This window comes from Kribbella sp. NPDC055110 (assembly GCF_053607525.1).
In genome coordinates, this window is the sequence record NZ_JBSGTS010000002.1 from 58,324 (window position 1) to 78,971 (window position 20,648).

General features: G+C 68.1%; 24 protein-coding genes and 2 tRNA genes. 14 read left to right on the top strand and 12 right to left on the bottom strand.

What is annotated here, in order from left to right:
- Positions 1 to 10 precede the first annotated feature (10 nt).
- Positions 11 to 592: a hypothetical protein gene (locus tag ACWF0M_RS03220; protein ID WP_452233962.1), complete on the top strand. Its 582-nt coding sequence runs from the start codon at positions 11 to 13 to the stop codon at positions 590 to 592.
- Here ACWF0M_RS03220 and ACWF0M_RS03225 read toward each other — a convergent pair.
- Positions 589 to 1,617 carry an aldo/keto reductase gene (locus ACWF0M_RS03225; protein WP_452233963.1) on the bottom strand — a complete coding sequence of 343 codons (1,029 nt, stop codon included), beginning with the start codon at positions 1,615 to 1,617 and terminating at the stop codon, positions 589 to 591. The two genes, ACWF0M_RS03220 and ACWF0M_RS03225, sit on opposite strands and share 4 nt — an antisense overlap.
- A gap of 73 nt (positions 1,618 to 1,690) precedes the next feature.
- Between ACWF0M_RS03225 and ACWF0M_RS03230 the strand changes: the two genes are divergently transcribed.
- Positions 1,691 to 2,191, top strand: a complete 501-nt coding sequence (locus tag ACWF0M_RS03230) for a mycothiol transferase (protein WP_452233964.1) — start codon at positions 1,691 to 1,693, stop codon at positions 2,189 to 2,191.
- Here the strand turns inward: ACWF0M_RS03230 and ACWF0M_RS03235 are convergent.
- Genes ACWF0M_RS03235 through ACWF0M_RS03245 form a run of 3 tightly spaced genes read right to left on the bottom strand, consistent with a single transcriptional unit; the run spans position 2,184 to position 4,990 of the window.
- A complete protein-coding gene (locus tag ACWF0M_RS03235; RefSeq protein WP_452233965.1) occupies positions 2,184 to 3,311 on the bottom strand; it encodes a hypothetical protein in 1,128 nt (375 codons plus the stop codon). The two genes, ACWF0M_RS03230 and ACWF0M_RS03235, sit on opposite strands and share 8 nt — an antisense overlap.
- A 1-nt stretch (position 3,312) precedes the next feature.
- A complete protein-coding gene (locus ACWF0M_RS03240; protein ID WP_452233966.1) occupies positions 3,313 to 4,182 on the bottom strand; it encodes an exodeoxyribonuclease III in 870 nt (289 codons plus the stop codon).
- 31 nt (positions 4,183 to 4,213) lie between these two features.
- On the bottom strand, positions 4,214 to 4,990 hold the full coding sequence (locus ACWF0M_RS03245; RefSeq protein ID WP_452233967.1) for a uracil-DNA glycosylase family protein: 777 nt from the start codon (positions 4,988 to 4,990) through the stop codon (positions 4,214 to 4,216).
- A gap of 109 nt (positions 4,991 to 5,099) precedes the next feature.
- On the opposite strand from ACWF0M_RS03245, the gene ACWF0M_RS03250 reads away from it, so the two are divergent.
- The 8 genes from ACWF0M_RS03250 to ACWF0M_RS03285 all read left to right on the top strand — a co-directional run bounded on the left by ACWF0M_RS03250 (position 5,100) and on the right by ACWF0M_RS03285 (position 10,622).
- Positions 5,100 to 6,587, top strand: a complete 1,488-nt coding sequence (locus tag ACWF0M_RS03250) for an amidohydrolase family protein (protein ID WP_452233968.1) — start codon at positions 5,100 to 5,102, stop codon at positions 6,585 to 6,587.
- Between the two features lie 47 nt (positions 6,588 to 6,634).
- On the top strand, positions 6,635 to 6,964 hold the full coding sequence (locus ACWF0M_RS03255) for an ArsR/SmtB family transcription factor (protein WP_452233969.1): 330 nt from the start codon (positions 6,635 to 6,637) through the stop codon (positions 6,962 to 6,964).
- The gene (locus ACWF0M_RS03260; RefSeq protein WP_452233970.1) at positions 6,951 to 7,457 is read left to right on the top strand and encodes an SRPBCC family protein; all 507 of its coding nucleotides are present in this window, start codon (positions 6,951 to 6,953) and stop codon (positions 7,455 to 7,457) included. Before ACWF0M_RS03255 ends, ACWF0M_RS03260 begins: the two co-directional genes overlap by 14 nt.
- A gap of 97 nt (positions 7,458 to 7,554) precedes the next feature.
- Entirely contained in the window at positions 7,555 to 8,439 is an 885-nt protein-coding gene (locus tag ACWF0M_RS03265) for a sigma-70 family RNA polymerase sigma factor (protein WP_452233971.1), read from the top strand.
- Positions 8,440 to 8,585: 146 nt separating this feature from the next.
- Entirely contained in the window at positions 8,586 to 9,125 is a 540-nt protein-coding gene (locus ACWF0M_RS03270; RefSeq protein ID WP_452233972.1) for a hypothetical protein, read from the top strand.
- Positions 9,126 to 9,219: 94 nt separating this feature from the next.
- Positions 9,220 to 9,292 (top strand) — tRNA-Asn (locus ACWF0M_RS03275).
- A gap of 299 nt (positions 9,293 to 9,591) precedes the next feature.
- Positions 9,592 to 9,855: a DUF4232 domain-containing protein gene (locus tag ACWF0M_RS03280; RefSeq protein ID WP_452233973.1), complete on the top strand. Its 264-nt coding sequence runs from the start codon at positions 9,592 to 9,594 to the stop codon at positions 9,853 to 9,855.
- A 104-nt stretch (positions 9,856 to 9,959) separates the two neighbouring features.
- Complete coding sequence (locus tag ACWF0M_RS03285; protein ID WP_452233974.1) at positions 9,960 to 10,622, top strand: hypothetical protein; 663 nt, start codon at positions 9,960 to 9,962, stop codon at positions 10,620 to 10,622.
- A 154-nt stretch (positions 10,623 to 10,776) separates the two neighbouring features.
- Here ACWF0M_RS03285 and ACWF0M_RS03290 read toward each other — a convergent pair whose 3' ends face one another.
- The gene (locus ACWF0M_RS03290; protein ID WP_165546613.1) at positions 10,777 to 10,914 is read right to left on the bottom strand and encodes a hypothetical protein; all 138 of its coding nucleotides are present in this window, start codon (positions 10,912 to 10,914) and stop codon (positions 10,777 to 10,779) included.
- Between the two features lie 376 nt (positions 10,915 to 11,290).
- Between ACWF0M_RS03290 and ACWF0M_RS03295 the strand changes: the two genes are divergently transcribed.
- Positions 11,291 to 11,364: transfer RNA gene (locus tag ACWF0M_RS03295), tRNA-Ile, on the top strand.
- Positions 11,365 to 11,471: 107 nt separating this feature from the next.
- Here the strand turns inward: ACWF0M_RS03295 and ACWF0M_RS03300 are convergent.
- Both ACWF0M_RS03300 and ACWF0M_RS03305 read right to left on the bottom strand, forming a co-directional pair.
- Positions 11,472 to 12,407 (bottom strand): SDR family oxidoreductase, encoded by a 936-nt coding sequence (locus ACWF0M_RS03300; protein WP_452233975.1) that lies wholly within the window; start codon positions 12,405 to 12,407, stop codon positions 11,472 to 11,474.
- 38 nt (positions 12,408 to 12,445) lie between these two features.
- The gene (locus tag ACWF0M_RS03305; RefSeq protein WP_452233976.1) at positions 12,446 to 13,078 is read right to left on the bottom strand and encodes an NADPH-dependent F420 reductase; all 633 of its coding nucleotides are present in this window, start codon (positions 13,076 to 13,078) and stop codon (positions 12,446 to 12,448) included.
- Between the two features lie 202 nt (positions 13,079 to 13,280).
- Between ACWF0M_RS03305 and ACWF0M_RS03310 the strand changes: the two genes are divergently transcribed.
- On the top strand, positions 13,281 to 14,171 hold the full coding sequence (locus ACWF0M_RS03310) for a LysR family transcriptional regulator (protein ID WP_452233977.1): 891 nt from the start codon (positions 13,281 to 13,283) through the stop codon (positions 14,169 to 14,171).
- Here ACWF0M_RS03310 and ACWF0M_RS03315 read toward each other — a convergent pair.
- A complete protein-coding gene (locus tag ACWF0M_RS03315; RefSeq protein WP_452233978.1) occupies positions 14,161 to 14,436 on the bottom strand; it encodes a YggT family protein in 276 nt (91 codons plus the stop codon). The genes ACWF0M_RS03310 and ACWF0M_RS03315 overlap by 11 nt on opposite strands.
- Positions 14,437 to 14,642: 206 nt before the next feature.
- On the opposite strand from ACWF0M_RS03315, the gene ACWF0M_RS03320 reads away from it, so the two are divergent.
- Positions 14,643 to 15,179, top strand: a complete 537-nt coding sequence (locus tag ACWF0M_RS03320; protein WP_452233979.1) for a mycothiol transferase — start codon at positions 14,643 to 14,645, stop codon at positions 15,177 to 15,179.
- A gap of 99 nt (positions 15,180 to 15,278) precedes the next feature.
- Here ACWF0M_RS03320 and ACWF0M_RS03325 read toward each other — a convergent pair whose 3' ends face one another.
- Positions 15,279 to 16,391, bottom strand: a complete 1,113-nt coding sequence (locus ACWF0M_RS03325) for an FAD-dependent oxidoreductase (RefSeq protein WP_452233980.1) — start codon at positions 16,389 to 16,391, stop codon at positions 15,279 to 15,281.
- A gap of 91 nt (positions 16,392 to 16,482) precedes the next feature.
- Between ACWF0M_RS03325 and ACWF0M_RS03330 the strand changes: the two genes are divergently transcribed.
- Entirely contained in the window at positions 16,483 to 17,085 is a 603-nt protein-coding gene (locus tag ACWF0M_RS03330; RefSeq protein ID WP_452233981.1) for a TetR/AcrR family transcriptional regulator, read from the top strand.
- On the opposite strand, the gene dnaG is transcribed toward ACWF0M_RS03330, so the two are convergent.
- From dnaG to ACWF0M_RS03345, 3 genes are read right to left on the bottom strand one after another with little or no spacing between them, the layout of a single operon-like run.
- Positions 17,082 to 18,995: a DNA primase gene (gene dnaG / locus ACWF0M_RS03335; protein WP_452233982.1), complete on the bottom strand. Its 1,914-nt coding sequence runs from the start codon at positions 18,993 to 18,995 to the stop codon at positions 17,082 to 17,084. The genes ACWF0M_RS03330 and dnaG overlap by 4 nt on opposite strands.
- 59 nt (positions 18,996 to 19,054) lie before the next feature.
- On the bottom strand, positions 19,055 to 19,876 hold the full coding sequence (locus ACWF0M_RS03340; protein ID WP_452233983.1) for an alpha/beta fold hydrolase: 822 nt from the start codon (positions 19,874 to 19,876) through the stop codon (positions 19,055 to 19,057).
- 25 nt (positions 19,877 to 19,901) lie between these two features.
- A complete protein-coding gene (locus ACWF0M_RS03345; protein ID WP_452233984.1) occupies positions 19,902 to 20,591 on the bottom strand; it encodes an alpha/beta fold hydrolase in 690 nt (229 codons plus the stop codon).
- Positions 20,592 to 20,648: the final 57 nt, after the last annotated feature.

Sequence of the window (20,648 nt, forward strand, 5' to 3'; positions counted from 1 at the left end):
GGGAGGGATCATGCGCACCACTCCACTGTCCTTCGACCCGGTAGTGGTCGGCAACCGGGAGACGGACGCCTGGGCCGCGTACTACCGCCACGAGTGGCGCACGTTCCTCGTCGCTGCGGTCGGGATGGTCGCGGCCGGGTTCGGGATGCCCGTACGACGAACACTCGCCGGAGCCTGGTACGTACTACGCGCCAACCAGGTGTGGGCGCCGTACCCCGACAACCAGCCCGACGCCGCCCGCGCGTACATGCGCCGCTTCTACGAGCTCGTCGCCGTCTCCAGCTCCCTGACCTTCGACCCGGCCCGCGCCGCCGAGCTCGAAGTCGCGTGGTGGCACGTGCATCGAGTGCACCAGCACTCGGACGACGTGGCCGAGGAACAGCTGGAGACGGTGCTCGTCGACCTCTACTCGTACGTGTACGACGCCGAGCGGGACGCCGTACGGCAGGCAGCTCGCAAGCGGGTCGAGGCGATGGACCTGTCGGACCGGTGGGTCCGAGCGGGATGCGATCGCGACGACCCGCTGCTTGCGGAAGAGCGGCGTGCGTTGGTTGCGTCGTACGCCGCTCTCCGCGTGGCTGTTGAGAACTAGGCGCGTCCTCCGCTGATTGGGCGGTCGCGTTGTGCTACGCCTGGGCCGCCGTACGGGTAGTCGGCCGCGCCCGGGTCGCTGGCCTCGTCGAGTTTGGTCGTCTCCTCGGGGGTGAGGTGCAGGTCCGCCGCGGCGAGGTTGTCGTCGAGCTGTTCGAGGGTGCGGGCGCCGAGGATCACCGACGTGATCGCGGGCCGGTCGACCAGCCACGCGAGCGCGACCTGCGCCATCGAGATCCCGCGGGCCTCGGCGATCTCGCGGACCGCGTCGACCACGTCGCGGACGCGCTGGTTGCGGCTGCGGCGGTACCAGGACTCGACACCGCGGTCCGGGTTCTCACCGAGCCGGGTCGCACCGGCCGGCTCCTCGTCGAACGAGTACTTCCCGGTCAGCCAGCCGCCACCGAGCGGCGACCACGGCAGCAGGCCCAGCCCGTTCTCCTGCGCGGCCGGGACGATCTCCCACTCGATCTCGCGGACCAGCAGGTTGTACTGCGGCTGCAGCGTGACGAGCCGCGACCACCCGCGGTACGCGATCAGGTCACAGGCCTTCTGCAACTGCCATCCGGTGAAGTTCGACAGACCGCCGTACGAGATCTTGCCGACGCGTACGGCGTCCTCGAGGAAGCTGAGCGTCTCCTCGAGCGGCGTGACCGGATCCCACGCGTGCAGCTGGTACAGGTCGATGTGGTCCACACCGAGTCGCTGCAGTGACGCCTCCAGCGCCTGGCGGAGGTGCCGGCGCGACGTACCGACGTCGTTCGGCCCGTCGCCGGTCGGGAACCGGCCCTTCGTCGCGAGGACGACGTCGGAGGCGTTCTTCTTCGCCAGCCAGCGGCCGACGATCTCCTCGGACGCCCCGGCTGTGTACACGTCCGCGGTGTCGACGAAGTTGCCGCCCGCCTCGACATACCGGTCGAGCTGCGCGTGCGACCCGTCCTCATCGGTCTCGTTGCCGAACGTCATCGTGCCGATCGCGTACGTCGAGACAACGGCGCCACTCGCGCCGAGAGTGCGATATTCCACGGAATGCTCCCTCTCATCGAACTGTCCTCGAATTGTCCTCGAACTGTCTGAAGCGAAGACTACGGTGGCGGGTATGAAGACAAGTGAACTGCTCCTCGATGCGCACAGCCGGGTCCAGGAGGTGCTGCACGACGTCGTCACCGGGCTCGACGACAAGACGCTCGCGACGCGCCCGGGTGACACGGCGAACTCGATCGCCTGGCTGGTCTGGCACCTGACCCGGGTGCAGGACGATCACCTGGCGGACGCGGGTGGGTATGAGCAGGTCTATACCGCCGACGGGTGGTTCGAGCGGCTCAGGCTGCCGCTCGACGCGGCCGACACCGGGTATGCGCACACGTCCGACCAGGTCGGGCTCGTGAAGCTCTCAGCGGATCAGCTGCTCGGGTACTACGACGCCGTACACACACGGACCGCGGAGTTCCTGCAGACCGTGACCGACGAGGACCTCGACCGGATCGTCGACCGGCGATGGAACCCGCCGGTCACGCTCGGAGTGCGACTGGTCAGCGTCATCGACGACTGCGCGCAGCACTCCGGCCAGGCGGCGTACGTGAAGGGTCTGCTCAGCTGAGCGTGGTCGAGTAGAGCGAGGAGCCTGCGATCAGGTAGAGCTTGCGATCCGGCAGCAGTACGGCGTCGGTCACCTTGCCCTCCGGTCCTACCGTGTCACGGACGGTCCAATGGCCGTCCTGACCGGTCAGCACCTTCACCTTGTTGTCCTGGGCAACAACCTGGACGACCTTGTCGCCGTCGATGATCGGCGGCGGCAGCTTGTCCTTGTCCCCCACCGGGACCGACGGCACGCCCTGCAGCCGCTTCGCCGCACCGGAGGCGTCGAGCTGCCAGATCGCGAGCTGACCGTCGACGTACCCGGAAATCACGCAGTCCTTCGCGCAGGTCGCGGTGTTGGCCTGACTGCGGCTGCCGGGATCGGGCAGCACGATCCGGGTCCAGCCCTGGTTGAACCTGGTGGATCGCCAGACGGCCGCCTCCTGCGCGACGACGTTGGGCGCGAGCCGGACCTGCGAGCCGACGAGGACGATGCGGTCGCCGAGCGTCGTACCGAAACCGGGCCCGACCAGGAGGGACGGCGTACTTTGCAGAGCGGTCTTCGTCGGATCCTGCCGGACCCATTTGCCGTCGCTCTGCGGCAGCCAGACCATTGCGTCGTTGCCGGTCTGTACGCCGCCCCAGGTGCCGAGGAGCGCGCCGCCACTCGGGGTGCGGACCGCGCTGAACAGGTCGCCCGCGGTCTGCCCGCCGAAGGTCCAGAAGTTCTGTGGGTGCTCGACGAGCCCGGTTTGCGGCGTGCCGGTCCAGACCGTCCAGCGGGTGTTGGAGTGCGCGCCGCCGGAAGCTCCACCGAGCGCGAGGAGCTGCTTGCCGTCGTACGCGATCGAGTACCAGATCGCCTCGAAGGCGTACGGGCTGGCCGGGTTGGGCTTGACCGCGACCGGCGTGCGCTTGCCGGTGCTGTCGTAGAACATCAGCTCCGGGACCACCTTGGCACCGCGATGTCGCAGGCCGACCAGGAGCTGGTTGTCGTGCGCGGTCAGGGTGACAGGCTCGGCCGGGCTGACGTCGACCAGGGTCCAGTCGTCGAGCAGTTGCGGCTTGTTGTCGGCTTTGTTGTCACTGCAGGCGGTGAGGGTCGCGAACACCAGGATCGCGACCGCAGCGAGGCGCCGCATGTCAGCGGCTCTGGGGAAGCTTGGTGGTCTTCTTCCGGCCGGTCCGCGGCGCGGACGGCGGTGGCACCACCGGACCGATGTCGCCGTCCGGTGCGGTGTCGAGGTCGATGATCACCGGTGCGTGGTCGCTCGGGCCGGTGCCCTTGCGGGCCTTGCGGTCGATCCACGCGGCCTTCACCCGCTCGGCGACCGGAACGGTTGCGAGCATCAGGTCGATCCGCATGCCGAGATCCTGGTGGAACATGCCGGCTCGGTAGTCCCAGTAGCTGAAGATGCGGTTGTCGGGCCAGCGGTCGCGGACGACATCGTGCAGGTCCTTCGCGGCCATCAGTTCCGCGAGCGCCTGCCGCTCGGGCGGGGTCACATGCGTCTGGCCGACGTACGCGACGGGGTCGAAGACGTCGGCGTCGGTCGGGGCGATGTTCATGTCACCACAGACGATCTGATCGGCCGGCCCGTTCGCCACGACCTCGGTCAGCGCTGCCAGCCAGGCGAGTTTGTAGCGGTAGTGGTCGGAGTCGGGCTCGCGACCGTTCGGCACGTACAGCGAGTGGATCCGGACGCCGCCACAGGTCGCCGCCACCGCGCGGGCCTCGGGATTCGGGAACCCGGGCGCGCCGGCGACTCCGGTCACCACATCCTCGAGACCGACCTTCGACAGCAGGGCGACCCCGTTCCACTGCGGCTCGCCGTACAGGCCGATCTCGTAGCCGCGGCCGGTCAGCTCGTCACCGAGCAGCTTCCGGAGCGCGTCGTCGGCCAGCTTGGTTTCCTGCAGGCACACGACATCCGGCTGCCGCTCGTCCAGCCAGTCCAGCAGCCGCGGCATCCGCTGCTTGACCGAGTTCACATTCCACGTGGCGACTCGCATCCGACCAAGGTAGCGCCAGCCACGGACCATTTCAGCCGAGCTTCGGCGCCCGCCAGACGAGAGTGTTCAAGAGGTCGGTGCTCGGACGTTCGACGCTGTTGTTGTGCCGGGGTTTGTCCTTGCGTCCCCAGGCGTCGTTCCCCAGCCACGGCGGTACGCCGAACGGCAGGTCCTGCGGCGGGATCGGCGCGTAGTCGGACTCCGCGAACTTCACGCCGTAGTTGGGGACCGTGTTGTCGCCGTCCGGATCCGGCGTCACGATCCCACGCAACTCGACGATCGCCTGCCGCCAGCTGTCGACGAGCACCTTCGGGCTGCGACTCGACGGATGCGGCACCTCGAACAGCGGTACGTCGGGCTTGTCGGTCCACAGCTGAACAGCTGAACGCGCCTGGGTCCCGAACGCGACGATCGCCTGCAGTTCAGGGCCTGTGATCAGGTTGAGCAAGGTGTTGCGCCAGGCGAGCTGGTCGGGCCGGGACAGCAGCGGTGCCGCTTGTTGTGCGCGAGACGGTCGGAGCGCGTAGGCGTACGCGTTGACGAGAGCGTAGCTGCGGGTCAGGCCGAGCTTGCCCAGGAAACCCTGCACGCGCTGACCGGCGTCGCCGACCAGCGTGCGACCCGCGACGCGTTCCGTCGGGCCAGGGTCGGACGCGATCGCGAGCAGCCGGGCCGTGCGGTTGAGCCGTCCCCGGTAGAACACCGGACCCCAGTCGTGCCAGAACAATTCGCGGAAATCCGCATAACTGGGAACTTTCGCGAAGTGCCGCGCCACCGTGACCGGCGGGCCGGGATCGAAATCACCCATCGAACTACCTCCCCCTCGGCGATACGCTCGTGATTCAGGACCTAGGGGCGGCAACGGGGATTCTACGGGAGGGTGGGCCATGTTTGTACTGCGTGGAACCGTAGTGACGATGCGACCGGGCGGAGACGTTCTGTCCGGCGGCGAGGTGTACGTCGGCGACGACGGGCTGATTGCGGCGGTCACACCGCTGGATCCCGTCCCGGCCGGATTCGGGAATGCGCCGCGGATCACCGCGGGCGGGTTGATCTGCCCGGGTCTGATCGATCTGCACAATCATTTGATGTACAACAGCCTGCCCTTGTGGACGGAGCCTTCCCGGGCCGTTCCCTGGACCTCGCACAACCAGTGGGGCCGCGCGCCGACGTACAGCAGCCAGATCAGCCAGCCGGCCCGCCTGCTCGGCGCCACCGCGGGGCGGGCGCTGCTCCGGTACGTCGAGACGCGGGCGATCGTCGGCGGTACGACATCGATCCAGGGGAACCCGCGCGGCGCCGTACCGCCGGACAACGACCTGATCCGGAACGTCGACTCGGAGAAACTCGGGACGCACGACGATTTCATCCGGGTCAGCACGCTCGTCGCCGACAACGCGGCCGCACTGGCGCCGTACGCCGCCGCCGTACAGGCCGGGCGTGGATTCATCGCGCATTCGGCGGAGGGATCGGATCCGAAACTGCGATCCGAGTTCCGACTGCTGGCCGATGCCGGTGTGGTGAAACCGCAACTGGTCGCGATTCACGGCGCGGCCCTGAATGCCGATGATTTCGCGGCGATGAAGGTCGGGAATTCGAGTCTGGTCTGGTCGCCGTTCTCGAACCTTTGGCTGTACGGGGCAACGGCCGATGTGAAAGCCGCCCATGCGGCCGGGGTCCGGTTGTGCCTGGGCTCGGACTGGGGCCCGTCGGGGACGCGAAATGTCCTATGGGAGTTGAAGGTCGCCGACCTGTGGAACAAGGCGCAATCGGTGTTCACCGACGAAGAACTGGTCTGGATGGTCACGTCGAATCCCGGTGACGCGTTGTCCGGGGTCTGGCCGCGTCCGGTCGGGCGGCTCGAGCCCGGTGCACTCGCGGACCTGGTCGTCGTACGGCGTTCTGCCGCGGGCACGTATCGCAGTGTGATCGAGGCGACCGAGGCCGACGTCCGGCTGGTCGTCGTGGGTGGGCGGGCACGGTACGGGCTGCGGTCGCTCATGACGCCGCTCGCGCCGGCGGCGACCCCGATCAAGGTCGGCCGGTTGTCGCGCGCGATCGACTACGGCGACCCGGCCGTCACCTGGGAGACCGTCGTCGCGGATCTGGAGAAGATCCGCAGCGACCCCGCCGGAGCCTCCGCCCGAGCAGCCGTCACCTTTGGCGCCCTCGCCGGTGATGGTGTTGCGGGGAATGGTCTCGCCGATTCGTTCGTCCTGTTGCCCGACATGCCCGCGCCCGAGGTCGACGACGAGATCCTCCGCGGCGGTCCTGCCACCCCATCCCCCGACCCCGTCGCCATCCCGCCACTGGAACCGCTCACCACCGGTCCAGCCTGGTTCGACGCCGTCGACGCAAACCCGTTCCACCAAGGCCTCCTCAGCGGCCTCCGCGCCTACGCCTGAGATATATCACTTGCACTCTATATATGCTTGTTGTAATACTTCTCGGCATGGACGTGTTCGAAGCGATCGCGGAGCCGAGCCGGCGGGAGGTGCTCGATCTGCTCGCAGAGCGGGAGCGACCAGCCGGTGAGCTGGTCGAGCATCTGCACCGGCTGACCCAGCCGGCCGTGTCCCGGCACCTGCGGATCCTGCGCGAGGTCGGGCTGGTCGACGTACGGCCGGAGGGCCAGAAGCGGATCTACACGCTGCGCGCCGACCGGCTGATCGAGATCGAGAACTGGATCAGCCGGTACCGCAAGTACTGGCCGCGGCACCTCGACGCCCTCGAGCAGCACCTGGCCGACAACCCCGAGGAGCACCCGCATGACAACCCCTGACCACTTGGGCGAGCTCGCCATCGACGGCGACCGCGCCACCATGACGTTCCGGCGCCACCTTCCGTACCCGATCGAGCGGGTGTGGGCCGCGCTCACCGATCCCCTCGAACGCAGGGCGTGGTTCGGCGAGACCGTGATCGACGGGCGCACCGGCGGCACCATCGAGATGATGCCGACCGATCCCCCGGCGGCGCCGGACGCCAAGCGATTGACCGGCCGGATCCTCGTCTGGGACCCGCCTCACGTCCTCGAGCACGAGTGGCGCCAGCGCATCGTCGAGGACAGCGTCGTGCGGTACGAGCTCCGCCCGGACGGCGCCGGGACCTTGCTCACCTTCACCCACACCGGCCTGTCCGAGCAGAACGCTCGCGGCTTCATCCCCGGCACGCACGCCTTCTTCGACCGGCTCGAGGCCTGGCTCGACGACGCCGAGATCCCCGACTGGTCGGACCGGTACGCCGAGCTGGCACCGTCGTACCCAACGTGGATCTGACTCGACGTAGTTATCCACATACGCGAAGTCACCGGTTCTCAAGGGGTCGATTCACGGCACTCTCTTTGGCAAGGAGATTGGCGGCGAAGGGGCCGGAATGGGAGATCTCGACTGTGAACCGGCGGACATCACCGCACTGGTGGCGTACCTGCGCGACATCGGGCAACACGAACTACTGACCTTGGAGGAAGTGAACGAACACTCGTACTGGATCGAGGCCGGCCTGCTGGCGGCGGAGCGGCTGACCGGCGATCCCGGGCGGCACGATCCGCGCGACCTGCAGAAGGTGGTCGCGCTCGGGCAGCACTCGTGGCAGCGGATGATCGAGGGCAACCTGCGACTCGTCGTGTCGCTGGCCCGGCGGTACGGCGGGAAGGGCATCTCGCTGCTCGACCTGATCCAGGAGGGCAACATCGGGCTGATGCGGGCGGTCGAGCGGTTCGACCACCGCCTCGGGCACCGGTTCTCGACGTACGCGATCTGGTGGATCCGCCAGTCGATCGGGCGCGCGATCTCGGACCGCTCGCGCCTGGTCCGGATGCCTGCCCAGGCGTACGCCGACGCGTCCCGGGTCGGGTCGGCGCGCCACGACCTGACCCAGGAACTGGGACGCGAACCCGGTACGCCGGAGCTCGCGCGGGCGACCGGCCTGAGCATCGCGCGGATCGAGCGGGCGCAGGCGTGGCGGATGCAACCCGAAACGCTCGACGTCGACGACATCGACCCGGTGATCGACGACGACCCGATCGTCCTACGGGCCGCGCTGCGCCGCGACCTCGCCCATCACCTCCAGTTCCTCGACGACCTGCACCAGTCCGTACTTCACCGCCGCTACGGGCTCCACGGCCACATCCCGTCCACCCCCGAGGAGATCGCCCTACAACTGGGTCTGAACACACCAAAGGTCCGCGCCCTGGAACGAGAAGCCCTCCGCCAACTCAGACGCCGAGCACTCCCACAACTCCGCGACTACGTCGCCTAACCAACCACCCGACCAACGACCCTGACCGAACGCGCTGGTGCAGCGCCCTGGACGGCGATGATGGACGGCCGTGGTGGACGGCGCTGGTGGAGTGGGCTGGTGGAGTGGGCTGATCGGCTTGTTGGTGAGGCTGGGATGATGGGGGTGTGAGACTTCTGCGTACCCGCTGGCCGCGCGAACTGGGCGACGCCGTGGCGGCCGCCGCCCGTCAGTCGACCGGGAGCAAGGAAGACATCCTGGCCGCCGTCGAACTGACCAACGGCCGCTGGGTGGCAGGGACGCGCGCGGCCGTCTACCTGCCGTCCGACGCCGCGGACGCCGACCGCCGGGTCGGATGGGAGAAGATCGAACGCGCCAACTGGGACTCCGAGGCATCGGTCCTGCACGTCTACGAGACCACCGACTTCGGCACCCCGCTGCGCGCCACCGAGCTCAAGGTCGAGGACCCGGGCCGCTTCGGCCAACTCCTCCGCGAGCGCGTCGACGCGAGCATCGTCGTACAGCGTCATGTCCCACTGTCCGGCAAGCGCGGCGTACGCATCGTCGGCCGCCGCAACCCAGCAGCCACCGACGCAGCCGTCACCTGGAACTTCGTTCTGGACAAGGGCTTGGAGCCCACCCAGCCCGGCGTCGTGGACGCGGCCGAGGCAGCGCTCCGACAGGTCCGCGACGAGTTCGGAATCTGACCCGGCAGCGGCCCGAATCCCGTTTTTGTAGTTCGCCGCCCGCCTGCTAACCTACTCAGGTCCTCGGGGATCGAGGGCTTGAGCACCGCCACGATCCCGCGTAGCTCAATTGGCAGAGCAGCCGGCTGTTAACCGGCAGGTTACTGGTTCGAGTCCAGTCGCGGGAGCAACACACCAGCCGGGCCTCCACAGGAGCCCGGCTTCCGCATTTCTCAGGCCCGCTCGCCCCACCCCGTTGAACCGCGCGCCGGTAGGTTCAGGGAATGAGTTGCCGGGGGTGGGTGCCACTGGTTGGTGCGCTCCTGTTGCTAGCGGGCTGCGGGACCGAGGCCGCAGGATCCGGGGCAGTTGGCGGAGGGCCGACCTCGCCGGGGACGAGTACGTCACGCACCACCCCGGGTCCGACTGCCGCAGTCACGCCAACTCCTCCCCCGCCAACCTGTCCGGCGTCCGGCGCCGACGCACGATGAACGTGACGATTGCGCGTGGTACGTCGTACATGGCAATCGACCCAGGCGCGACCCAGATCCGCCTGAACAAAGGGGAATCGGCGCTCGCCGCCGTCTCTTGGTCCAGCACCGTGGAAGTTGCCGAGGACAAGGCCTCCGGCACCTATCTCGCCGTCGCGCGCCACCGCGGAGCGCAACCGGTGATCTGGCCGGTCGACACCGACCTCGGCACAACGGCCAAGGTCACCCTGACCGCCTGGTGCCTGAAGTTCCCGAATTGATTCGCGACGAATGCATTCCGCCTATTGGCCTAGACCGCCATCTGAGCTAGCTTCCTCTCCAGTATCCCGAGGGGGGCCTCGGGGATGGAGGGGAAAGGGACCCTGTGAACATCAAGAAGGTTTTCAACACCAAGGGTGGCCGGCTGTTGGTGGCCGCCGTACTGGGGGCCGGCGTGCTGGTCGGTGTCACGGTCGCGGCGAACGGTGCCGTACGGCCGGACTGCAAAACCCTGTCGTACCCGCTCTGCGCGCGCTCGGTTGCCGCGTCGCAGGTCGTCGACAACAGCATCCCGGCCAGCAAGCTCGTGCCGGGCGATCGCGCAGCGTTCCTCAAGAACACGGACGTGTACGGCAAGTCAGGGGTGTCCGCCGACTTCAAGGCCGTGACGATCGACAAGATCGGCGGGCCGTTCAAGACCAACAAGACCAAGCTGGGCGAGTTCAAGCTCGAGCCGGGCACGTGGCTGCTGAACTCGACGGCGTTCTTCGCGCGCAACACCGCCGGCACACCGGGCACCCGGCCGCAGCTCGCCCTTCGGGTCGGCGCCTCTGAGACCGCATTCGGAGACGACTACGGCACCATCCTCGGCGCCGAGATCTCCCCCGCGAAGGACCGCGAACTGACCGGCTCGACGGTCAAGGTCGTGACCGTCACCAAGGCGACCACAGTCGAGGTCTTCGCCTTCGGCTACAACGACGACGCCAGCGCCGCCGGAAGCGGCGAGATCGCCGCCTCCGCATCGGTAGTAGCGGTCCTGATCGGCTGACAAGCACCTGCCGCGTCAAAGCACCGCTCGTCAGACGCACCGCTCATCAAGAACACCGCTCGTCGAGAACACCGCTCGTGAAGAGCACCGCTCATCAAGGAGGCCCTGACCGCATCCGGCGGTCAGGGTCTCTTCGTGCTTCAGGAGGAAGTGACTACTTCCCCTTCTTCCGGTCGATCGCTCGCTGGATACGTTGCTGAGGCTGACCGAGGATCTTCGCGAGCAGCGGCACGCGGTACTTGTACGCCGCGATCGCGCCCACCACGATCACCAGGAAAATGAACCAGCCCATCAGGATTCCCTTCGTCCGGACCTGCCTCCATCATGCCCGGTCCCCGGTAACCACAGCTCAGTCAAACCCCTGACTAACCCCTGGTTTCCCACCACCTCAGCAACCGCACAGGTGCTCAACCTCCCCTGTCACCGAACCCGATCCACCACCAGCCCCCGGACCAGAACCTCACCCCACCACACCTCGAAGCGTCCGGCCGACCAGCCGCCCTCGTCGATCAGCATCCGGCGCCCGGTGCGCGAAACCTCGACCGCCGTACCAATGAAGCCACCGCCCCCCGAGACGCCGATCTACCGCAAGCTGGTACGCCGTCACCACCCGCCCCGCACCTCCCTCCCGCCTGCCCCGCCCGGACCCGATACGATCTGCCGCACACGGGGCGGTAGCTCAGCTGGTTAGAGCAGGGGACTCATAATCCCTGGGCCGCGGGTTCGAGTCCCGCCCGCCCTACCTTGCATCGCCGCGGGTCACGGTCGCGTTCGGCCGTGACCTGCGAGCAGTCCGAGCCCGCCCGTGACATGAGCTCAGAGGGCTCGTCGCGATTCGGGGCGCTGCCGTCAGCCGGCGGAGAAGTAGTGGCCGTTGTCCAGATCGGCGAGTAGGCCGGGCTGGGTGGGTTCCCAGCCGAGGGTGCGGCGGGTGATGAGGTTGGACGCCGGGTAGCTCTGCGTGACGATGTTCGCGAGGAACCCGAAGTATCCCGGCACCATCAGTACGTCCGCGGGAATGCTCACCGCGGGCAGGCCCAGACGGCTGCCAATGGCCTCGGCGATCTCGCGGAGCGGGATGAGCCTGTCCTCGACCGCGTGCCAGTACTTGCCGGCCGGCCCCTTCTCCAGCGCCAAGCGGAACAAGGAGGCGACATCGCGGACATGTACGGCGTTCCACAGGTTCGCGCCGTCTCCGGGGTAGCCGACGAAGCCCTTCTCCTTCGCGAGCGCGATGAGGTGCACGAGGAAGCCGACCCGATCGGTCGTGCTGTGCGCGATGTTGGCAATCCGCACGACCGAAGACCGCACTCCCTGCTCGGCGAGGCCGACGACCGCGGTTTCAACTACGTTACGAGCCCGCAGGGTGCCCTTGTACTCATCGCCGCCGGGAAGAGCCGGGTCCTCCTCGGTGGCCGGCCGGCCCAGGTTCCCGGGCGAGCCGATGCTCCCCGCCGCGACCAGCGGCTTTCCGGTTCCCGCGAGCGCCTCGCCGTACGCGAGCATGATCGGGAGCTCCGCGGCGGCCACGGCGTCGATCCCGCCGGACGGAAGCAGGTCTTGCCGGTGCGCGACGTGGATGACGCCGTCGGAATCCGCGGCCGCCTCCTTGAGCCCGTCGAGATCCTCGAGGTCGCCGCGACGTACCTTCGCGCCGAGCGCGGACAACGCCGCCGCGGCCGTGTCCGACCGGGCCAGGCCGGTGATCTCGTGCCCGGCGGCGATGAGCTCGGGGATGATGTACGAACCGGAATGGCCGGTCCCGCCAGTGACGAAAACGCGCACGCTACTGCTCCTTGTGAATGATGTGGGTGCGGGCGCGCTCAGCTGAGAATGCTGATGCCGAGGGCGAAGTTGGTGTGTTTGACGGAGTGGGCGACCAGGCCCAGCATCAACAGGGCGGCGTTCTCCAGCGTCCGCGCCATTGGCAGCGGCCCGGTGTCCATCGGGCGCAGTCCCATGCTCTCGATGAACGCCGACACGCGTGTCTTTGCCTCCGCGTCGTCGCCGGCAAGGAACACGTCCAATCGGCGGCCATCGGCTGGGCCGGCGGCCAGAACATTGGAGTACAGGGTGTTGAACGCCTTGACGACATGCGCGCCGGCGGGGGCGACCTTGGCGATCTCCTGCGCGCCGGAACTGCCGTCGGGGGTGACGAGGCCCGTCAGATCGGGGGTGACGGGATTGGTGATGTCGATGATGACCTTGCCCTGCAGCGCATCCCCGTACTCGCGGACAACCGCCGCCGCGCCGGCGTACGGTACGGCGAGGATGACGATGTCTCCGGCTGGGACGGTGCCGGCCGTCCCGACAGTGGCGCCGCCGAGCGCGGCGGCCACTTCCTTGGCCTTGGCCGGGTCGCGACCGATGATCTCGACGGCGTTGCCGCCGGCGAGCGCCCGGCCGGCCAGAGCGCCGGCCATGTTCCCCAGACCGATAATGCTGACGTTACTCATAGGTGTCTGCTTTCTGAATCAATTCATGAAATGTTAATTCTGATTCTGGGGCCCGCTAGCAAGTCTCGATGTCGAATTCTTATTCCGAATCTGCTTTGACCCCATTAGGTACCCATTAAGGCTGCCATTGACTTGACTGGGTGTCCAAGACCTCTTTCAGCCGTGGTGATACCTTGGAGGCATCACCGGACCGGGAGCTTCCATGGATCTGGATCTGCGCAAACTGCGCTATTTCCTCGCCGTCGCCGAGAGGTTGCACTTCGGCCGCGCGGCTGAAGAGCTGCATATCGCGCAGCCGGCGCTCAGTCGGCAGATCCGCGCGCTGGAAAAGGATCTCGGCGCGTCGCTGTTCACCAGGGACCGCCACGTCGTCGTGCTGACCGACGCCGGCCGGCAACTGCTGGCCGACGTCGGTCCGTTGCTCGCCTCCGCGGACGCGGTCCGCCGCCGCGTGACCGTGGCCGCCCGCGGCAACCGGCGGCTGGCAGTCGGCTTCCGCACCGGCATCCCGGTCATACCGGCGGCCCGGGCGTTCGAGGCCCGGCATCCGGACGTGGTCGTGGACGTGCAGCGGATCGAATGGGACGACCAGGCCGCGATGCTGCTCGACGGCCGCATCGACGTCGGCTATGTGCGGCTGCCCATCGACGAGACCGGCCTGCGCGTGACACCGCTGTACACCGAACCGCTCATGGTCGTGCTGCCCGCAGGCCACCGGTTGGCCGGTAAGGAGGAGGTCACCGAGGCCGACCTGGCCGGTGAGCCTTTGGTCTGGCATGCCGGCCCGAGCACGCACCCCACCAGGCGCCCGCACCCCGACTCCGGGATCCGGGTACGCGGCGTGGAGGAGAAGCTCGAGCACGTCGCCGCCGGCCGGGGCATCTCGTTCGTAGGGCGCTCGGAGACAGTGTTCTACTCACGGCCGGACATCAGTTACGTGCCCATCCCGGAACTCGCGCCCGACCAGGTAGGCCTCGCGATGGCGGCATCGCGCATCTCGCCGCTCGCCGACGACTTCGTCGCCGCGGCACAATCGACGGCCGAGATCACGGCAGCATGTGGGAACTACGATTCGGGTGCGGCTACAGGCTGAAGGCTATCGAGCGCAGGATCAGTGCCGCGAGGAAGACTGCAGAGAAGGCTAGGTCCAGGGACAGGCCGCCGACGCGGACCGGCGGTAGGACTCGGCGTACTCGGGCGATTACTGGCTCTGTCCAGGCGTGGGTCAGGGCGCGGGCTCGGCTTGCCCATTGAGGGCCGTTTGCCAGGACCCCTGTCCAGTCCAGGATCATCCGTGCGATCAACACCAGGATGTACGCCGTCAGGATGTACCCGACCAGGGCTCCGATGAGGCTCATGATCAACTCCTCCGTGATCCGACGCTGACCGTCTTGTCAGTATCAACGGTGCAGGCCCCGCAGGAATGTCCGCGCGGCCGACTTCTTAGCGGACTATCAGGGTGGAGGGGTGCCACTCCGAACCGGGGGTCTTGGCAAGCGGATTGGTCCATCGGGTGCGGCATGCTGGGCTGCCTCACACGATGAGTGTCGGCGAAGGGGTGGTCATGGACTGGAAAGATCTGCCGATCGAGCATTGCCCGCGGGGTGACGAGGTGGAGATGTTGCAGTTCGCCTTGGACCGGGTGCGGCAGCAGTTCGCGTGGAAGACCGGCGGGCTCACCGCGGAGCAACTCCGGCAGACGCATCCACCGTCGACGATGACGCTGGCAGGGCTGATCAAGCACCTCGCGTTCGTGGAGGACGGCTTCACCGCGAAGGCTGCCGATCAGCCGATCGCTCCCCCGTGGGACACCCGCAGTTGGGTCGAGAACGACCGCTGGGGTTGGGAATCCGCGGTCACCGACGACCCGGACGAGCTTTACGCACTCTGGTACGCCGCTGCTGCCCGCTCCCGCGCCGCCTGGCAACAACTGAGTGCGGACGGTGGCCTGGACGCCTTGATCGAGGACCCGGATCCAGCCTGGACGTCGAACCGCCGGCGCATCGCGTTCGACCTTCTGGAGGAGTACCTCAAGCACACCGGCCATGCCGATGTCCTGCGCGAGGCCGTCGACGGCGTGCGAGGAAACGATCCTGACTGACATCGCGAACGCCCTGCGAGATGCGTACGGCATCCACACGACCGAACTACACCGGATCCCCGCGGGCACCAACACCATCAACCAGGTTGCGGGAGCGGCTCAGACTGAGATCTTGAACATGCGTTCGGCGTTGTGTAGGGACTCGGTGACGATGGGCTGGGCGTTGGCGATTACCTCCTGCTGGTAGGTCGCGAGGTCCTGGTCCGAGGTCAGTGTGCGGGTGAGTCGTGCTGCGTCCCAGAGGGCCGTGTTGGCGCCGGCGCCCGCGGCTGGGGTCATCGGGTGTACGGCGTCGCCGAGCAAGGTGACGCGCGACGCGGACCAGGACGGGACCTTGATGCAGGTGCGCAGCGTGATCGGGAAGGCTGCGCCGGGCTCCCCCGCATCGACCAGCTCGCGGATCTTCGGATGCCAGTCGGCCACGGATCGCTCCACGATCGCCCACAACTCGGCGGGGCTCATCGCGAGGAGCTCCTCGTCGGCCGCGCCGAGCACCGAGTTCGTCCCGGTCAGCACCGCCATCAGATAGTCGCCGTACTCCGCCGGCGGCTCCCGGAACACCACCGGCGCGAACGCCGCGCCAAGACCGGATCCATCGCTCGCGATGCAGAACCCGCGGAGAAAGGCCTCCGGTGCCGCCGCCCGGACGGCCGGAGTCAACGGCACCTTCCCGTAGATGCACCGCACCCCGATGTCCAGCACGTCGAGCTCCGGCACCAGCTGACCGCGCACTCGCGAACCCACTCCATCCGCACCGACCAGTACGTCGGCGACCGCGGAAGTCCCGTCCGCAAAGGCGATCTCGACCCCGTCGCGCGTCTCGACGTACGACGTGAACTGCTTGCCGAACTGCAGCACGTCGTCGAGCCCTGTCATCAACGCGCGGCGGAACGCATACCGATCGACCGAGGTCACCGCGTCCGGACCGGCGACCGGGAACACCTGCTCGAATTGCGGGTTCAGCTGGGCGTCGAAGCCCGCCACCAGGTCACCGGGCTGCGTCGATGTGGCGATCACCCGACGCCGCACCGCGTCCGGCAGCATCGCGGCCAGCGCCTCCTCCCCGACCGGGCTGATGTGGATCCGGTAGCCCTGCTTGCGGAACCGCGGGGAGGGATCGCGCTCGAACACCGTGACGTCGACGCTCGCCTTGAGCAATCCCTGCGCCAGCGCCAGTCCACCGATCCCGGCACCCATGATCGCGACCTTCATCTCCGACTCCAATCATCCGCTCAGAAAACTTTGTCATCCGTGTGGTTGATTAAGTTAGCACGCCGGATGGAAGTCCGCTAGGATGATTTTCGTGCGGAGATCACCGGAGCCTGAGGAACGGCAACGCGACCCCGAGCGCAGCAAGCAGCAGTTGCTGGATGCGGCGGTGGTCGAGTTCGGCAGGCACGGGTTTGGCGGGGCGCGGGTGAGCGAGATCGCCGCCCGGGCAGGCGTCAACAAGCAACTGATCTCGTACTACTTCGGTGGCAAGGAGGGCCTGTACCGTGCGGTCGCCGACCGTTGGCGGGCCGGCGAGCCGGACCTCGCGGCGGACGCGGACTCCCTCGGCGAGGTGGTCGGGGCGTATGCGGGCGCCGCGATCGCGCAGCCGGACCTGCTGCGACTGCTTGTCCGCGAGGCCGTCGAGCGGGACACCAGCAACCTGGATCGGGAGGGGCAGCGCGCCCGGTTCCGGGCGATGGTCGAGGATTTCAGGCGCCGGCAGGCCGACGGTGAGCTCGCGCCCGACCTGGATCCGCGGCATGCCGCGCTCGCGCTGTTCGGTCTGGCCGCCGCGCCGGTGGTGTTCCCGCAGATCGCCCAGGCGCTCGGCCTGGACGTCGAGAACGAGGACTTCGCCGCCGAGTACGCCGACCAGACGGCGAGGATCGTGTCACACCTGAAGAAGAGCTAGATCGCCCCGGAGATGGCGCGGTTGCGGAGTTCGGACTTGTAGGCCTCGAGCGCGATCAGCTCGCCGAACATCCGGTTGTACTCGTCCGCGCGCTCGATCGGGTTCGTCCGCTGCAGCTTCGACTTCAGGTCCTGGATGCGGCGCGCGCACGTCAGCTCCTGCAATCGCGCCAGCAACGCGAGCGCATACGGCTCATCGGGCTCGCGGCCCAACCGCAACGGATCCACGGCCAGCGCACCGACCACAGCAGCCGCCGGATCGTTGCCGATGGCATCGCGTACGGCGACCACCCAGGCCTCACCGGGTGGCGCGGCGGCCGGCCCACCGATCTTCGCCATACCGGCCCGGATCGCGCCCAGCCACGGATGCGTGAAGTCGTGGTCGTCGAGTTCGTCGAAGGCGGCCCCGACCAGTGCCGGATGCTGCATCGCGACCTTCAGCACGTCCCACTCGATCACGAACCGCTGGTCCCGCGGCGACGGGATCTCGGTACGCCGGACCGCCGGCTGCGATGCATCGCCAGAAGCCACGGCCGGCTGCGGATGGGCAAACGTCCCCGCCGGAGCAGCCGTCTGCCGCGAGGCCGCCTTGTAGACCTCGGAGCGGACCTGGTCCTCGTCCATCCCGAGATGCCCGGCGAGCTCGCGTGTGAAGGCGTCCACCTTCGACCGGTCGCGGATGCTGATCACCAGCCGCGCCGCGTCCCGCAGCGCGTCGATCCGGGTGTCGGCGCGGTCCAGGTCGTACTTCGACAGCACGTTCCCCAGCACGAACCGGTACAGCGGGACGCGCCGCCCGATCAGCTCCCGGACTGCAGCATCACCCTTCTGCAGCCGCAGGTCGCACGGGTCCAGCCCGTCCGGCTCGACCGCGACGTACGTCTGCGCGGCGAACGCCTGGTCGCCTTCGAACGCCTTGACCGCGGCGCGCTGGCCGGCCGCGTCACCGTCGAAAGTGAAGATCACCTCGCCGCGGAACTGGTCGTGGTCGAGCAACAGCTGCCGCAGCACCCGCGCGTGGTCGTCGCCGAACGACGTACCGCAGGTGGCGACAGCGGTCTGTACGCCCGCGAGGTGACAGGCCATCACGTCGGTGTAGCCCTCGACGACCACGGCCTGCCGGCCCTTCGCGATCTCCCGGCGGGCGAGGTCCACGCCGTACAGGACCTTGGACTTCTTGTAGATCGGCGTCTCGGGGGTGTTCAGGTACTTCGCTTCGATCCGGTCGTCGTCGAACAGCCGACGCGCGCCGAACCCGATCACGTCCGACGACGCGTCCCGGATCGGCCACATCAGCCGGCCGCGGAACCGGTCGTACAGCCCGCGCTGCCCGTCGGCGACCAGGCCGGACGCGACCAGCTCGGCGTTCGTGAAGCCGCGACCGCGGAGGTGGCTGGTGAGCGCCTCGCCGCCGCGCGGCGAGAAGCCGACCCCGAACCGCACCGCGGCGTCCTTGTCGAAGCCGCGCTTGTCCAGGAACTGCCGCCCGATCGAGGCCTCGGCCGCGCCGAACAGGTTGTCGACGTAGAACTCGGCCGCGACCTTGTGCGCCTCGACGAGCCGCGGCCGCTGGTTGCCCGGGCCGCGCTGCACCGGCGCTCCGGAGTCCTCGTACCGCAGCTGGATGCCGACCTTCGAGGCCAGCGTCTCGACCGCCTCCGAGAAGGTGATCTGGTCGACCTTCTGGATGAAGTCGATGACGTCGCCGCCCTCTTGGCAGCCGAAGCAGTAGAAGAAACCGCGCGCCGGGGTGACGTTGAACGACGGCGACTTCTCGTCATGGAACGGGCAGAGGCCCTTCAGGTTGCCCCCGCCGGCGTTCTTCAAGGTCACGTACGAGCCGACGACGTCGTCGATCCGGGCGCGCTCGCGCACCAGCGCGATGTCCTCTTCCTTGATCCGGCCTGCCACCCCGCGAGTCTACGATCATCGGCAAGCACCTCTACCCGCGGGACGGCGTACCGGACAAGTCAGCTGGTCGCCCTGGCAGCTTCCTTGATCAGACCGGCGACGATCCCCGGGTGACTGATCATCACGACATGGGACGACGTCGGCACCTCGACGACCCTGCGGGCGTTCGCGCGGTTGTACATCCAGCGCTCGGTTTCGGCCGGAATCGCCTTGTCCTGACCGGCCACCAGCCCCCACGACGGGATCGTCCGCCACGCGGCGGCCTGAGTCGGGAAGATGAACGAGTCGGCGTCGAACGGCCGCTGAGTGGCCTGCAGGACGCGGAACGCAGCCTTGGAGATATCCGCGGCGAAAGCTGCCTGGCCGTTCGTGCCCAGGTACAAGTCGATTCCCGTGGTGCCGTCGGGCTTCGTGTACGGGACCGGGACGCTGACGGGCCCGACCTCGCTGCCCGGGAACTTGTTGATGAGCTCGCCCTGCGTCTCGCCCACATCCGGCACGAACGCCGCGATGTAGACCAACGCCTTCACATTGCTCTTTCCGGCGGCGGCATTCGTGATGACGGTTCCGCCCATGGAGTGCGCGACCAGCACGACCGGACCGCTGATGGAGTCCAGCAGACTCCCGATGTACGGCGCGTCGGTGGGGATACCGCGCAGCGGATTCGATCCCGCGATGATCGGGTAGCCGTCGCGCTGCAGGTCCTGGATGACCGCGTTCCAGCACGAGGAATCGGCGTACCCACCGTGCACCAGGACGATGGTCGGCTTGACCTTCGCCGTGGAAGCCTCCGCCCCGAGCGGAGTGGCCGTCAGCGCTGCTGACCCGGCAAGAGCCGCGCCGGTGGCCAGCACCTGGCGGCGTGTGACGTTCTTACTCATGATGATCTCCAGTTTCTCGAGCTGCTCAGCTCAGGGACTCGACGGCGGCGTGGATGAGGTCCGCGGTGGCTGTGGCCTGTGAGACGTAGACCGAGTGGCTGCCGGCGACCTCGCGGACGGTGGCTCCGGCTCGCTCGGCCATCTGTCGCTGGACCGGCGGCGGAATCATCCGGTCGTCGGTGGCGACCAGGTACCAGCTGGGCTTGACCCGCCACGCGGGCTCGGTGATCTCGCCGCCCGCGGCACCCAGGCCCCACGGGACCTGCGAGTCGGCCATGAACGCCGCCTCCTCGGCCGAGAGGTCGCCGGCGAACGAGTCATGGAACTTCTCCCGGTCCAGGAAGAGGAAGCCGTCGGTCGGCGGCAGGATCGGCGGTACGGGGGCATCCGGTGCGGGGTTCGACGTGAGGGTTCCCACCGACTCGCCCCGGTCGGGGGCGAACGCGGCGATGTAGACGAGGCCCGCGACCCGCTCGTCGGTACCGGTCTCGGTGATGACCGCGCCGCCGTACGAATGACCGACCAGTACGGCGGGGCCGTCGACAGTGTCGAGGACCCGCTTGGTGGTCGTCACATCCCCTTGCAGGGTGATGGTGTCGTTCTGGGTGACCGCGACGCGGTGGCCGTCGGCGCGCAGGCGGTCGTAGACGGCTCGCCAGCCGGACCCGTCGACGAAACCGCCGTGCACCAGGATGATCGCCGGCGTGGTGCTCATGGGCTCTCCCTCGGATCGGATGAGCCGCTCGATGGCGGCCGCTCCGACCTTAGGAAT

Bases quoted from the DNA above. Each gene is read 5' to 3' on its own strand.
- ACWF0M_RS03310 (WP_452233977.1), top strand. From the start codon at position 13,281: ATGGATCTGGATCTGCGCAAACTGCGCTATTTCCTCGCCGTCGCCGAG.
- ACWF0M_RS03280 (WP_452233973.1), top strand. From the start codon at position 9,592: ATGAACGTGACGATTGCGCGTGGTACGTCGTACATGGCAATCGACCCA.
- ACWF0M_RS03230 (WP_452233964.1), top strand. From the start codon at position 1,691: ATGAAGACAAGTGAACTGCTCCTCGATGCGCACAGCCGGGTCCAGGAG.
- ACWF0M_RS03250 (WP_452233968.1), top strand. From the start codon at position 5,100: ATGCGACCGGGCGGAGACGTTCTGTCCGGCGGCGAGGTGTACGTCGGC.
- ACWF0M_RS03235 (WP_452233965.1), bottom strand. From the start codon at position 3,311: ATGCGGCGCCTCGCTGCGGTCGCGATCCTGGTGTTCGCGACCCTCACC.
- ACWF0M_RS03240 (WP_452233966.1), bottom strand. From the start codon at position 4,182: ATGCGAGTCGCCACGTGGAATGTGAACTCGGTCAAGCAGCGGATGCCG.
- ACWF0M_RS03340 (WP_452233983.1), bottom strand. From the start codon at position 19,876: ATGAGTAAGAACGTCACACGCCGCCAGGTGCTGGCCACCGGCGCGGCT.
- ACWF0M_RS03290 (WP_165546613.1), bottom strand. From the start codon at position 10,914: ATGGGCTGGTTCATTTTCCTGGTGATCGTGGTGGGCGCGATCGCGGCG.
- ACWF0M_RS03345 (WP_452233984.1), bottom strand. From the start codon at position 20,591: ATGAGCACCACGCCGGCGATCATCCTGGTGCACGGCGGTTTCGTCGAC.
- ACWF0M_RS03265 (WP_452233971.1), top strand. From the start codon at position 7,555: ATGGGAGATCTCGACTGTGAACCGGCGGACATCACCGCACTGGTGGCG.
- ACWF0M_RS03325 (WP_452233980.1), bottom strand. From the start codon at position 16,391: ATGAAGGTCGCGATCATGGGTGCCGGGATCGGTGGACTGGCGCTGGCG.
- ACWF0M_RS03255 (WP_452233969.1), top strand. From the start codon at position 6,635: ATGGACGTGTTCGAAGCGATCGCGGAGCCGAGCCGGCGGGAGGTGCTC.
- ACWF0M_RS03315 (WP_452233978.1), bottom strand. From the start codon at position 14,436: ATGAGCCTCATCGGAGCCCTGGTCGGGTACATCCTGACGGCGTACATC.
- ACWF0M_RS03245 (WP_452233967.1), bottom strand. From the start codon at position 4,990: ATGGGTGATTTCGATCCCGGCCCGCCGGTCACGGTGGCGCGGCACTTC.
- ACWF0M_RS03260 (WP_452233970.1), top strand. From the start codon at position 6,951: ATGACAACCCCTGACCACTTGGGCGAGCTCGCCATCGACGGCGACCGC.
- ACWF0M_RS03320 (WP_452233979.1), top strand. From the start codon at position 14,643: ATGGACTGGAAAGATCTGCCGATCGAGCATTGCCCGCGGGGTGACGAG.
- ACWF0M_RS03305 (WP_452233976.1), bottom strand. From the start codon at position 13,078: ATGAGTAACGTCAGCATTATCGGTCTGGGGAACATGGCCGGCGCTCTG.
- ACWF0M_RS03220 (WP_452233962.1), top strand. From the start codon at position 11: ATGCGCACCACTCCACTGTCCTTCGACCCGGTAGTGGTCGGCAACCGG.